The organism is Halomonas sp. LBP4 (genome assembly GCF_003202205.1).
GTDB lineage: Bacteria > Pseudomonadota > Gammaproteobacteria > Pseudomonadales > Halomonadaceae > Halomonas > Halomonas flagellata.
The window spans coordinates 1394586-1408064 of sequence record NZ_PDOG01000001.1 but is presented as its reverse complement, the minus strand read 5'-3'; the positions used below and the strand labels follow the sequence as shown (position 1 = coordinate 1408064).

General features: G+C 57.6%; 11 protein-coding genes. All 11 read left to right on the top strand.

What is annotated here, in order from left to right:
• The first annotated feature begins 480 nt into the window (after positions 1 to 480).
• The 11 genes from CR157_RS06400 (at position 481) to pseH (ending at position 13479) form a co-directional block, all read left to right on the top strand.
• A complete protein-coding gene (locus CR157_RS06400; protein ID WP_110282640.1) occupies positions 481 to 900 on the top strand; it encodes a DVU3141 family protein in 420 nt (139 codons plus the stop codon).
• Positions 897 to 2609 (top strand): polysaccharide biosynthesis/export family protein, encoded by a 1713-nt coding sequence (locus tag CR157_RS06395; RefSeq protein ID WP_258364081.1) that lies wholly within the window; start codon positions 897 to 899, stop codon positions 2607 to 2609. Before CR157_RS06400 ends, CR157_RS06395 begins: the two co-directional genes overlap by 4 nt.
• Positions 2609 to 3418 (top strand): ABC transporter permease, encoded by an 810-nt coding sequence (locus tag CR157_RS06390; RefSeq protein WP_110282639.1) that lies wholly within the window; start codon positions 2609 to 2611, stop codon positions 3416 to 3418. The genes CR157_RS06395 and CR157_RS06390 overlap by 1 nt, the downstream gene beginning before the upstream one ends.
• Positions 3415 to 4092, top strand: coding sequence for an ABC transporter ATP-binding protein (locus CR157_RS06385; RefSeq protein ID WP_110282638.1), 678 nt, complete (start codon positions 3415 to 3417; stop codon positions 4090 to 4092). The genes CR157_RS06390 and CR157_RS06385 overlap by 4 nt, the downstream gene beginning before the upstream one ends.
• Before the next feature lie 63 nt (positions 4093 to 4155).
• Positions 4156 to 5238 carry a chain-length determining protein gene (locus CR157_RS06380; protein WP_110282637.1) on the top strand — a complete coding sequence of 361 codons (1083 nt, stop codon included), beginning with the start codon at positions 4156 to 4158 and terminating at the stop codon, positions 5236 to 5238.
• A 179-nt stretch (positions 5239 to 5417) separates the two neighbouring features.
• A complete protein-coding gene (locus tag CR157_RS06375; protein WP_110282636.1) occupies positions 5418 to 8903 on the top strand; it encodes a capsular polysaccharide export protein, LipB/KpsS family in 3486 nt (1161 codons plus the stop codon).
• Between the two features lie 26 nt (positions 8904 to 8929).
• A complete protein-coding gene (pseB, locus tag CR157_RS06370; protein WP_110282635.1) occupies positions 8930 to 9928 on the top strand; it encodes a UDP-N-acetylglucosamine 4,6-dehydratase (inverting) in 999 nt (332 codons plus the stop codon).
• Positions 9928 to 11091 (top strand): UDP-4-amino-4,6-dideoxy-N-acetyl-beta-L-altrosamine transaminase, encoded by a 1164-nt coding sequence (pseC, locus tag CR157_RS06365; RefSeq protein ID WP_110282634.1) that lies wholly within the window; start codon positions 9928 to 9930, stop codon positions 11089 to 11091. The genes pseB and pseC overlap by 1 nt, the downstream gene beginning before the upstream one ends.
• Complete coding sequence (gene pseF / locus CR157_RS06360; protein WP_110282633.1) at positions 11088 to 11825, top strand: pseudaminic acid cytidylyltransferase; 738 nt, start codon at positions 11088 to 11090, stop codon at positions 11823 to 11825. The genes pseC and pseF overlap by 4 nt, the downstream gene beginning before the upstream one ends.
• Positions 11822 to 12961, top strand: a complete 1140-nt coding sequence (gene pseG, locus CR157_RS06355) for a UDP-2,4-diacetamido-2,4,6-trideoxy-beta-L-altropyranose hydrolase (protein WP_110282632.1) — start codon at positions 11822 to 11824, stop codon at positions 12959 to 12961. The genes pseF and pseG overlap by 4 nt, the downstream gene beginning before the upstream one ends.
• A complete protein-coding gene (gene pseH / locus CR157_RS06350) occupies positions 12958 to 13479 on the top strand; it encodes a UDP-4-amino-4,6-dideoxy-N-acetyl-beta-L-altrosamine N-acetyltransferase (protein WP_110282631.1) in 522 nt (173 codons plus the stop codon). Before pseG ends, pseH begins: the two co-directional genes overlap by 4 nt.

The following is a 13479-nucleotide window of genomic DNA, read 5'->3' as shown; positions in this document are numbered from 1 at the left end:
TCCTCGGAGTAGCGAGGCATGAGCGGCTCCTATCGCCCCCTGGATGTTAAGAACAGGGTATCAGAGGGCACGACACTCATCCTGACACTGGGGGCTTCTGCCATCCCTAAAGTACGGCTGCGCTAATACTGCATGGTTCATGTAAGAGAAGGCGTACATGTGTGTACGACATCGCCCTAAGTTACTTTCCGAGATTTACGTTGGTGTCTGACTCCAAAATCTGCTGAGGGGGCTGACCCCGGAATCGCGGGTGGTCGCTAGCAGGCTCAGCGCATAGAATGGTCCCCCGTTTCCGTCGGATGAAATTCCTCGCTACAGGGTGTGGCGGGGCAAGTTATTGTTTTTTAAGGGCAAGGGAAGAAGCCCGGCGACAATCCCTGGGCGGTAGCGTGTCTGGCCGTTTCCTGTGCCTTGCGGCTGGCTCATCCTTTTTTCTGGCGGGCCGGTGCCGCATCAGCTCCAACACCTGAGAGGCTATCCATGAGGACCCAAGACACTCATAAGAAAGTGCGGGACGGCGCGCGCCTGGCGGTAACGCTTGCTCTAGTTGCCGTGCTGGGCGGTTGCGCCCTGCAGCCCGCCCCGCAGTCCAAGGATGCCGGCTCGGTCGTGGCCGGCGGCGAGCGTGGCAAACGGCTGGGTGCCAACCTCAGCGGCTTTCTTGGGCAGTCCAGCGGCGGGGCGGCCATTCAGCTGGCCGAAAGCCCCTGGGGGCGGGATGTCGAAGTGGTGGCCGATACGAGCTATTTCGCGGCCAGTGGACGCCCCTGCCGTGAGCTCACCGTTCGCCACGCGGGCCGCCAGGCCGAGCAGGGCGCCATCGCCTGCGAGACCGCCACCGGCGCCTGGGTCGTGCGTCGGCAGGTGACCCAGGCACTGACCCAAGGAGGCGCTCGATGATGATCGCCATGCCCCGAACCCTCTCCCGCCTGGCCATGGCGCTGATCCTGCTGGGCCTACCCACGCTGGCCAGCGCCCAGTCCATCAGCCTGCCCGGCAATATCCTGCCCGACGAGCAGCAGAGCCAGGGCACCCCGGACCAGGTGCAGGAGGGGCCCCGCGCGGACTGGCGCAGTGCCAACTATGGCCCGGTGCCCCAACAGCAGCTGGATTCTGCCACCGAGGCCCTGCCGCCGTTCGGCGCCAACCTCTTCGAGGGCGGCTTCCGTGGTACCCGTGCCGATGGCCTCAATCCCGGCTACACCATCAAGCCCGGCGACGAGGTCACCCTGCGCGCCTGGGGCGCCGCGGAGATCGACCGCGTGATGCCGGTGGACGCCCAGGGCAACATCTTCATTCCCGCCATCGGCCCACTGCGTGTGCAGGGCAGCACCAGCCAGCAGCTTGATGCCAAGGTGCGTCAGGCCATCAAGGAGGTCTACCCCGAGGATGTAGAGGTCTACACCAACCTGCAGGGCGTGCAGCCGGTGGGCGTGTTCGTGACCGGCTACGTGGAGAACCCCGGCCGCTATGCCGGTACCCCCAGCGACTCGGCGCTCTACTTCCTCGACCAGGCCGGCGGCATCGACCAGGCGCTGGGCAGCTACCGCCGGATCCGGGTGGTGCGTGACGGCCGCACCCTCGACACTCTGGACCTCTACGATTTTCTGCTCGACGGCCAGCTGCCCCGGCCGCAGTTCCGCGACGGCGACACCATCGTGGTGGAAGAACGCGGCCCGGCGATCGCCGTGGTGGGCGACGTGCAGCGTGAATACCGCTATGAACTGCGGGGCGACAAGCTTACCGGTGGCGAAGTGATCCGCCTGGCGCGCCTGCAAAGCGGTGTTTCCCACGTGCTGCTGCGCGGCTCCCGCGACGAGGGCCCCATCGCGCGTTACTTCCCGCTCAACGCCTTCAGCGGCCAGACGGTGCGCAGCGGTGACGAGGTGCTGTTCAGCGTCGACCAGCGCGACGAGACCATCGTCGTCGAGCTGGAAGGCAGCTACTACGGCCCCTCCCGCTATGCCCTGCCGCGCGACGCGCGCCTGGGCGAGCTGCTCGATGCCATCGCCGTGCCGAAGGAGATGACGGCCGTGGAAAGCATCTCGCTCAAGCGCGAGAGCGTGGCCAAGCAGCAACGCCAATCGCTGCAGGAGAGCCTGCGTCGCCTGGAGACCACCTACCTCGGCGCCTCCTCGGCCACCAACGAGGAAGCCCAGATCCGCGTCCGCGAAGCCGAGATGATCCAGCAGTTCGTGGAGCGCGCCCGCGACCTGGAGCCCAGCGGCCGCCTGGTGGTGGCCCATGACGGCCCGGTGAGCGACATCCGCCTGCAGGACGGCGACGTCATCACCATCCCCGAGGTCAGCGACTCCATCCTGATCAGCGGCGAGGTGGTGGTGCCCCAGGCCGTGGTCTACCGCCCCGGCATGTCCGCCATGGATTACATCGAAGGCGCCGGCGGCGTCACCCAGCGCGGCGATGACGACCACATCCTGGTGGTGCGCCAGAACGGCGCCGTGCGCAATGCCGACGACGTGGCCCTGCGTCCCGGCGACGAGATCCTGGTGATGCCCGAAGTGCCCACCAAGAACCTGCAACTGGCCACCAGCCTCACGCAGATCCTCTACCAGATCGCCGTGGCCACCAAGGTTGCTGTAGATCTGTAATGCCTGACGTGAACTCAAATACCTCCGGTGCCCGCACCCCTTGGCAGGTCACGCGCAGCGTCTGGTACGCCATGTTCATGCGCGAGGCCATCTCGCGCACCATGGCCGACCGCATGGGCTGGTTCTGGATGATCGCCGAGCCCTTGGCCTTCACCCTGATCATGGTCGCGATTCGTTCATTCATCAGCGGCGACAGATTGATCGTGGGCGCCGACTTCATCCCCTGGATGATCACCGGCCTGATGGGCTTCTTCCTGATCCGCGAGGGCATGATGCGCGGCCTGGGAGCGGTGGATGCCAATAGTGCACTATTTGCCTACCGCCAGGTGCAGCCGGTGGACCCGGTACTGGTGCGCAATGCCCTTGAAGGGCTGCTGCGTACCTTCATCTTCCTGCTGTTCATTGTCGGTGCGCTGATGCTCGGTATGGATATGGCGCCCGACGACGCCATCGCTGCCATGGGCTGGTGGCTTTCGCTGTGGAGCCTGGGCCTCGGGCTGGGGCTGATCACCTCGGTGGCTGGCACCCTGGTTCCCGAAGTGGCCACCGTGGTGCGCATGATCAGCATGCCGTTGCTCATTCTTTCCGGCGTGATCTTCCCGCTCAATCAGCTGCCCCACTGGCTGTTGGAATATTTGATGTATAACCCCATCGTACATGGGCTCGAGCTGCTGCGCGCCGGCTTCTTCGATGGCTACAAGGTCGTGTACGGCACCAGCGCAACCTACTTTTGGATTTTTACGCTGATCACCGTCGCCTTGGGTCTGCTTATGCACGTGCGTTTCAAGGAGAAGCTGAAGGCGAAATGATCGAGATCAACGGCCTCTACAAGCGTTACCATCGCCAGCAGCGCGTTTATGACTGGGTGCTGGAAGACATCAATCTCACCATTCCCAATGGGGTAAGCGTGGGGCTGCTGGGGCGAAACGGCGCGGGCAAATCGACCTTGCTGAAATTGATTGCCGGCATGGATACCCCCAGTCGAGGTGAAATTCGCCGCCTATGTCGTGCCTCCTGGCCTATTGGGCTATCAAGTGGCCTGCAAGGCAGCATGACCGGCCGCCAGAACGTCAAGTTCGTGGCCCGAGTTCATGGCGGTCGTCAGCAGGAAGAGGAAATCATCCAACGCGTTCAGGAGTTTGCCGAGATCGGAAAGGCCTTCGATGAGCCAATCAAGACCTATTCCAGCGGCATGCGCTCGCGCCTCAATTTCGGGCTTTCGCTGGCCTTCGATTTCGACGTCTACCTCTCGGATGAGGCCACCTCGGTGGGCGATCGCGCCTTCAAGGCCAAGGCCACCAAGGCCTTCAAGGACAAGGTCGGCCAGGCCAGCCTGATCATGGTCAGTCATAGCGAGGGCATCCTGAAAGACCTCTGCCAGGCCGGTATCTATCTCCAGAATGGTCATGCCACCTGGTACGACCACATCAACGACGCCATCGCCGCTTACCACGCGGAAACCGAGGTAGCTCGCCACGTATAAGGGCGCGATGCATCCCGCGATTGATTGTCTTCTTCCATTACTTTTATCAACGAGCCCTTTTCAATGAAAGGATTCATCAAGTCCCAGCCTCACTGGGTGGTGGCAATAATGGCCATTGTGTTCGTCAGCACCTACTGGTTCCTGTGGGCCGAGAACCGCTATCTCTCTCGCGCCACCGTGGTTCTAGAAAACCCCCAGATCGCCCAGCCGGATATCAGCTTTTCTTCCATCCTTACCGGCACTTCGGGCGACAAGGACCTGCTGCTGCTGCGCGAGCACCTTCTCTCGGTGGATATGCTCAAGCGCGTACAGGAAGACCTGGACTTCCGCCGCCACTACAGTGAATACGGTGACTTCTTCGCCCGCCTGCGGGATCCCGAGGCGCCCATCGAGGACCTGCACAAGTACTACCTGCGTCGCGTGGAAGTGGAAATGGACGAATACGCTGGCGTGCTCAACATCCAGGTGCAGGCCTACACGGCCGAGTTTGCCCACCGGATGGTTCAGCTGCTGCTGGAAACCGGCGAGGCGCACATGAACCAGATGGGCCAGCGCCTGGCCGAGGAACAGGTCGCCTTCCTCGAACAGCAGCTGCAACGCCTGGATGGCCGCCTGGATGAGGCCCGCGCCGAACTGCTGACCTTCCAGAACAAGGAAGGACTGGTATCGCCCACCAGTACCGTGGAAAGCATCAACCAGGTCGTGGCCACCCTGGAGGGCGAGCTAGCCCGCGTGCAGGCTCAGCGCAAGGCGCTTTCCAGCTACCAAAGCGCACAGTCCTCCGAGATGCGCCGCGTGCAGGCAGAGATCGAGGCGCTGCGCGAGCAGATCGAGAAGCAGCGCGATCGCCTGGCCCAGGCCACTGGCGAGTCGCTCAACCGTATCTCCTCGCAGTATGAAACCCTCGAGCTCAAGGCCCAGTTCGCTCAGGAAACTTACTCAAGTGCCCTGGGCGCCCTAGAAAACACTCGTCTCGAAGCGGCCCGCAAGCTCAAGCAGGTCAGCGTACTGCAGAGCCCGCTGTTTCCGGACTACCCCTCAAAACCGGATCGCCTCTACAATACCGCGGTATTTGCCATCGTCACTCTGTTTCTGGCGCTGATCGCCAGTATGCTTGTACTGATTATCCGCGACCATCGCGACTGACCCCGCCGGCTGCAATGTGCTGGCGCTACCGGTTGTATTCCAGCGCAATATATCGAACACCTGCCGCCGCATGGCTTGCTATCTACCTATTGATATGCGGCGGTTTAAATGATCAAGTGCAACACTTTACTATTAGCATGTTGTTGCCTGAATGTACTTCAATCTCCCGAGGTTAAGTCGTGTTTTTTAGAAATAAAAGCCCTCTAGATAAAAAAGCTCTAAATTATATAGATTTAAAGGTCAAGTTTTTTTTAAGCAAAAAGCACCCGGTTGGAGACAAATACCCCTATGAAGTTCAGGACCCATATAAAGTACTAGGTGAGGGGACTGGCTACGAGAATCTACATCTAGTGGGTGATAACTGGATAGATAACCCAGAATTTCCCATCATAACGGTCATTGGATGCAATGATTGGAAGTTCGGGTTTGTGGCAGACTATCTTCCAGACTACCGTGTGGCTTTTCTACCTAGGAAAAAGGTGGGTTTTAGCGCGATAAGGTTTTTTTTGCGCCTTAAAATAAAACCGTCGGCCGCCCTTGTTTGGGGCTATACTGAAACCAGTGTCCTTTCTCGCTATCTGCAGCTGGCAAATTGCCCTATCTGGCGTATAGAAGATGGGTTTGTTCGATCTGCGGAGTTAGGGGCCTCGCATGCTACCCCCTATTCGTTGGTAATAGATAAAACTGGATTGTATTATAACTGTCATCAGCCTTCTGATATTGAGAATATTTTAAACTTTTATGACTTTGATGCTGATGCTCAGCTATTAGAGAATGCTGAGGTTGCGCTTTCTGAACTGAAGGCCCTGAGGTTGTCAAAGTACAATCTCCCTACGGTTCCGGGCGGAAATAATGTAAAGCTCAAGAAGCGAGTGGTTGTTATTGGTCAGGTCGATGCAGATGCCTCTATCAGGTATGGTAATCCCGATGGCTGGACCAGTGAAGAACTGGTGAAACTTGCTTATTATGAGAATCCCGAAGCAGAAATAGTGTATCGGCCCCATCCTGAAGTCTACAAAGGCTTTCAGAAAAGCGCATTCAAGAAGAAGCGTGTTGAGAAGTTTGCGAAACTGGCATCTCCCGAAGAGGGAGTCGTTGACTTTATAGAAAGTGCTGATCACGTCTATACGATCACTTCTCTGACGGGTTTGGAAGCGCTAATTAGAGGGAAGAAGGTTACTCTGGTTGGTGCTCCTTTTTATTCGGGGTGGGGATTGACCGATGATAGGGTCAAGATAGAGAGACGTGGAAGAAAACTATCTTTAACTGAGCTGTTTTTAGCTGCCTATATTATCTATCCTAGGTATTTGGCCAATCTCTCGGACTCTTTTGTTGGGCTGATGGCTTCATGCTATAGGATTTCTATTGAGAGAGATGCTCTTAATAAAGAGGCTTGTAAAGAGTTGGTCTTCCAAGGAGATTCTAATGATTTTGTTCGGCTTTTTCATGGTGGTAGTTGGCCGTTGGCGTTGGTAGAGGCTAGCAAGAGAAAGGATTATGAGTTTGATTTTCTACTGGTAAAGAATTTTGATCACAAACGCCACCTTTCTTTTGGAGGGGGGGTGTACAATAAACTTCTGCCTTATATTTTTATTGGTTGCTTTTCGGATAGCAGGTCCATTGACAAGTATTTAACTTCTGTGCGTGAGTTCTTGGATCATGAGTTATTTAACATTATCCTTGTGGATCTTGAAGGGTGTTTTCCTGGTGATTACCTGTTGAAGCATTGGGTATGGTTACTTTCTAAGTCAGACAATGAAGAGATCTTTTATATTGAAAATTCCTTGTATATTAGGTACATTGAAGAGTGTGGTGGCGAAGACAAACAGCTTATAAGAAAAAACGTAAGTATTGATAAGGAAAGCCCAGTCTTGAACAATGATCTTTGTCTGGCTGTGTTTGAAACCATAGAAAATAAATTATATGACCGTCAGTTTTCTGGGTTAGATGAGCTCTTTAGGTTGCTTTTCTTGTCTGGCTTTTCACTGTCTAAGACAGTAAAAATGGCTGTGACCTTGTCAGAATTGCTCTTTGATTTTTCATCAATGCGAAGTTTTTCTGTGCTTTTGCATGGGTTGGGCCCCTTCTTTGCAAATCGGCATGGCGCACTTTCTGAGTTTAAGTCATTTTCCAATCGGGTGGCTAATAGCAGGCAAGAGCATCTTAGAGTCTTGAGTAAGCTCGTTTACTATCGGCCGGACTCTGTTGGGGCTGCCGTGTTTAATATACAGAAGTTTGAGGATGAATTTCTTCCTCATGATGCTGATATTTTTGCTTGTCAAGTAAGGTTAGATGCTTTTCCCAGTGGCAGGTTAGCACAGGCCTATATTACTCTTGAGAACTATGAAAAGGCCGAGAGGATAGCAAGAAAGGTTGTTGATTTAGAAGGTGGTCTTGAAGGTGATCTAGTAAGGCTATCTCAGGCTCTTTCATATAATGGGAAGCTGGGGGACGCGCTATCTCTTATGAAGTCAGTGCGTGCTAGGGGGTTGACTTCTATGAATGTGGCCGAGTCGATGAGGCTTTTTGTGTTGAAGGGGATGTATGCGGAAAGCCTAGATCTCATGAAAAAAGCGCTTTCTCAAAATATTAATATAGGGGAAATGCACAGAAGGAAAGCCTATTTTGGCAATGGGATGATTCGGGAAGCGTTTGAAACATTCACAGACATTAGGGTGCGCTGCTCTGTTGAAAAATACTATAAGGAAAAATATTATAAATTTGATAAGCTATTGGAAAGGAAGGAGCAAGTCTTCTTGCTGGCAATCTTCGGGCCTGGGGATGAAATCCGATTTGCATCCATCTATAATAGGTTGGCTGGCAATCTTGGGACCGAAAAGGTCTTCATTTCTTGTAGCCCTCGTTTGCGGAGTCTGTTTTCTAGGTCTTTTCCCGCCTTAGAGTTCGTCCCTGTTGCAAGGCCAAGGTATGTGGATAAAATTGATCTTGATGATTATTCTCATGTGCCCGGATCTGATGTCATAAATGTTATGGATAACTCGGCAGTAAGTCAGATTCAATGCTCTGATAAGTTCCTTTTCGTTACTGATATGCTTCATCGGGTTTTGCCAAGCAAGGATGAGTTTCCTGGGCTTGCTTATCTCTCAGCAGACCCCATTTTGGTTGAAGGGTTTCAAGAAAGGTTAAAAAAGCACAAGGGAGAGATTCTTGTTGGAGTCTCATGGAGAAGCAGCCTTGCTACCAGTGCCAGAAATGAGCACTATTTATCGATTGAGCAACTGTCTAAAATTTTCGATATTGAAGGTGTTCAGTTCGTCAATTTTCAATACGATGAGTGCCAAGAGGAACTTGACTGGGTTGAGGGAAGGTTCCCAGGAAAACTAATTGATTTTGAAGATGTTGATCATTATAACGACTTTGATAGCGTTGCGGCCTTGATGAAGTGTATGGACTTGATCATTTCTCCAGCGACTACAGTTGCTGAGCTGGCTGGTGCGCTGGGCTGTGCGTCACTGATGTTTTCTAACTCTTCAGAGATCGATTGGCGAAAGAAAGATAGAAAAGGCTGTGATATTTGGCACAATTCCATGGAAATAGTGGATGTTAAAGAAAAAGGAAATAAAGACCTTTTGGTGGAAGAGTTAAGACGTCGATTAGTTTTTCGTGTCAACTTCGTTTCAAGTGTCGAGCTTGTCGAAGCTTGATTTAATTTTCTGGTTGTGAGATTGATATGTTTGGTGAATCTACTATCTTGTTGACAGGTGGTACAGGCTCTTTTGGGCACAAATTTGTGCCAATGATTCTTGACAAATACAATCCCAAGAAGGTTATCATTTACTCTCGCGACGAGATGAAACAGTGGGAGATGGCCAAGAAGTTTCAGGGCGACTCTCGAGTGCGCTTCTTCATCGGTGACGTGCGGGATCGGGATCGCATATACCGGGCCTTGGACGGCGTCGACTATGTGGTGCATGCGGCCGCCACCAAGATCGTTCCCACCGCCGAGTACAACCCATTCGAGTGCGTCAAGACCAACGTCATCGGCGCCATGAATCTGATCGACGCCTGCATTGACAAGGGCGTCAAGAAGGTCGTTGCGCTGTCCACCGACAAGGCCAGCAGCCCGGTCAACCTGTACGGTGCCACCAAGCTGACCTCCGACAAGCTTTTCGTGGCCGGCAACTCCTATGCCGGTGGACATGATACCCGCTTCGCGGTGGTTCGTTACGGTAATGTCATGGGCTCGCGCGGTTCGGTGATTCCCTTCTTCATGTCAGTCCGTGACAAAGGTGTGCTGCCGATCACCGACGACCGCATGACCCGCTTCATGATCTCCCTGGAGCAGGGTGTGGAGCTGGTGTGGCATGCCTTCGAGGACATGGAAGGCGGCGAGATCTACGTCAAGAAGATCCCCTCCATGAAGGTTACCGACTTGGGCCGGGTGGTGGCGCCTGACACCCAGCAGGAGGTGGTGGGCATTCGCCCCGGCGAGAAGCTCCACGAGCAAATGATCGGTGCCGAGGATGCCTACTACACCTACGAGTACCCTGAGCACTTCAAGATCCTGCCGGCCATCAACAGCTGGGACCAGGATGCCAACCGCATCAAGGATGGCACTAAGGTGCCCGAAGGCTTCGTCTATGCCAGCGACAACAACGCGGAGTGGATGACTGACGATGAGCTCCGGGCGTGGATCGATGTCAACTGGGAAAAGATCGGAGCCATCTGATGATTCCCTACGGACGCCAGGATATTCAGCAGGCCGATATCGACGCTGTGCTGGCTGTGCTGCAGTCGGACTTCCTGACTCAGGGCCCGGTGGTGCCGCGCTTTGAGCAGGCCGTCGCCGACAAGGTCGGCGCCCGCCATGCCCTGGCAGTGAACAGCGCCACCTCGGCGCTGCATATCGCCTGCCTGGCACTCGGCCTGGGGGAGGGCGACTGGTTATGGACCTCACCGATCACTTTCGTCGCCTCCGCCAACTGTGGCCTCTACTGCGGGGCCCAGGTTGACTTCGTCGATATCGACAAGGCCACCTACAACCTCTGCCCTCGGGCGCTGGAGGCCAAGCTCGAGCAGGCCGAACAGGAAGGGCGCCTGCCCAAGGTGGTGGTGGCGGTACACCTGTGTGGCCAGCCCTGCGATATGCAGGCGATCCATGCCCTGGCGCAGCGCTACGGCTTCATGATCATCGAGGACGCCTCCCACGCCATCGGCGGCAAGTACCAGAACGATTACATTGGCGGCGGGCGCTACAGCGATATCACCGTGTTCAGCTTCCACCCGGTGAAGATCATCACCACCGCCGAAGGCGGCATGGCGCTGACCAACGACGACGCTCTGGCAAGTCGCATGGACCTGCTGCGCAGCCACGGGGTGACCCGCGACCCGGCGCTGATGACCCAAGAGGCCGATGGCCCCTGGTACTACCAGCAGGTCGACCTGGGTTTCAACTACCGCATGACAGAACTGCAGGCGGCCCTGGGGCTTTCTCAGCTCGAGCGGCTGGGTGCCTATGTAGCGCGGCGCAACGAACTTGCCGCTCGCTATGATGACCGGCTGGCCGAGTTGTCTGTGACCACCCCCTGGCAGCATCCGGACGCCTATTCTGGGCGCCATCTCTACGTGATTCGCCTCGAGCTCGACCAGATCGGCGTGACGCATCGCCAAGTCTTTGAGGCGCTGCGTGAGCAGGGTATCGGCGTCAACCTGCACTATATTCCCGTGCACACCCAGCCCTACTATCAGGAACTGGGCTTCCGGCCGGGCGACTTCCCCGAGGCGCAGCGCTATTACGCCGAGGCCATCAGCCTGCCGCTCTATCCCACCATGAGCGAAACGCAGCAGGACCAGGTGGTTACTGCCTTGCACCAGGCGCTGGAGGTGGCATGAGCGATACCGCTGTCACTGGCTGTATTGCCGTGATTCCCGCCCGCGGCGGCAGCAAACGGATTCCGCGCAAGAACATCCGTGAATTTGCCGGCAAGCCGATGATCGCCTGGTCCATCGAGGCGGCGCGGACCAGCGGCTGCTTCGACCGGATTCTTATCTCCACCGATGACGACGAGATCGCTGCCGTGGCCGAGGCGCATGGCGCCGAGGCACCGTTCCACCGCCCGGAGGCACTGTCCGACGATCATACCGGCACCCTGCCGGTGATCGCCCACGTCATCGACTGGCTGCGCGAGCAGGGCGAGGCGCCGCAGGCGGTGTGCTGCCTCTACGCCACCGCGCCCTTTGTACAGGCGGATGACCTGAAGACAGGCCTCTCGGCGCTGCAGGGTGATGAGGTGGATTACGCCTTCTCGGTGACCAGCTACGCCTTTCCCATCCAGCGCGCCTTGCGCCTGACGCCCGAAGGCTGCGTGGCGATGTTCCAGCCCGAGCACTTCACTACCCGCTCCCAGGATCTCGAGGAGGCGTGGCACGATGCCGGGCAATTCTACTGGGGCCGCACCGAGGCCTGGCGGGCCGGCACGCCGATCTTCAGCCAGCGCGCCGTGCCGGTGAAGCTTCCGCGTCATCGCGTGCAGGATATCGACACCCCAGAAGACTGGCAGCGCGCCGAGTGGTTGTTCCGGGCCTGGCAGGCCGAGAACCAGGCGGGGCAAGAGGGCCAGGCATGAGCGACACAGCGAACCACAACGCCGCCAGCGTGGTGGCCTTTCGCGCCGACGCCTCGCTCGAGATCGGCACCGGGCATGTGATGCGCTGCCTGACTCTCGCCGAGGCCCTCGCGGCGCAGGGCGCCGAGTGTCACTTCCTGTGCCGTGAACATCCGGGCCATCTGATCGAGGCGATCGAGGCACGGGGCTTTACCGCGCATCGGTTGCCCATGGTGCGCCAGGAAGGCGCCGCAGCCCGGAAAGACGACGCCCAACCGGATCATACGCACTGGCTGGGCACGACCTGGGAGCAGGATGCCGAGGCCTGTCGTCCCCTGCTGGCACACCTCGCTCCGGACTGGCTGGTGGTGGATCATTATGCGCTGGATGCCCGCTGGGAAGCGGCCGTGCTGCCTGAGCGAACCCGTCTGTTGGCCATCGACGACCTGGCCGACCGCCCCCATTGCGCCGGCCTGCTGCTGGATCAGAACCTGGGGCGTGCAGCCGAGGACTATGCCGGCCTGGTGCCGATGGCGTGCCAGGTGCTGGCCGGCCCGCAGTTTGCGCTATTGCGACCGGAATTTGCCGAGCTGCGTGAGAGCAGCCTGGCCCGCCGACGCCACGCTCCGTTCAAGCGGTTGCTGATCAGCCTGGGCGGCGTGGACAAGGACAATGCCACCGGCCAAGTACTCGACGCTCTCAAGGCCTGCGATCTGCCGAAGGATCTCGGGATTACCGTGGTGATGGGCGCCACGGCTCCTTGGTTGTATGACGTCAAGGCTAGGGCCGCCGAATTGCCCTGGCCGATCGAGGTGGTGGTCAACGTGTCGGATATGGCCCGGCGCATGGCCGAGGCGGACCTCGCCATCGGGGCCGCCGGCAGTACGTCCTGGGAGCGCTGCTGTCTGGGCCTGCCCACCCTGATGCTGGTGCTGGCCGAGAATCAACAGCCTATTGCCCGGGCGCTGGACACCGCCGGTGCGGCGATCTGCGTGGGCAGGCCGGAGCAAATTGTCGACGGGCTGTCCCGCCATCTTGCCGCCCTCCAAGTGCCCGATACCCTGCAGGCCGTACGCCGAGCCGCCGCCCAACTAACGGCAGGGGAGGGGGTGATGACGCTCTGCCATGCCATGCATCAGGAGGACGCGTTTGCATGACACCGGCTGCCACCACATTGCGCCCACTCCAGGAAGCCGATCTCGCCCAGGTGCGCCAGTGGCGTAACCATCCCGAGGTGCGCCGCTACATGTATACCCGGCACGAGATCGGCGAGGCCGAACACCGGGCCTGGTTTCTGCGCTCCCAGGAAGACCCGCACCGTCATCTGTTGTTGGCCGAACGCGAAGAACAGCCGTTCGGCTTCGTCAACATTCAGCTGGTGGATGCCGACGCGCAGCGGGCGGACTGGGGCTTCTATCTCGCCCCTGACGCGCCGCGAGGCAGCGGCCAGGCGCTGGGGCTCGCCGCCCTGACGCATGCCTTCGGCCAACTAGGGCTGCACAAGTTGTGTGGCGAAGCGTTGGACAGGAATGATCGCTCGCTGCGTTTCCACGAGCGCCTGGGCTTTACCAGAGAAGCACACCTCCGCGACCATCACTTCGATGGTCACGCCTATCATGATGTCATTGGCTTCGGCCTGCTTCGCAGCGAATGGCAATCCCATCAAGGAGCTTGA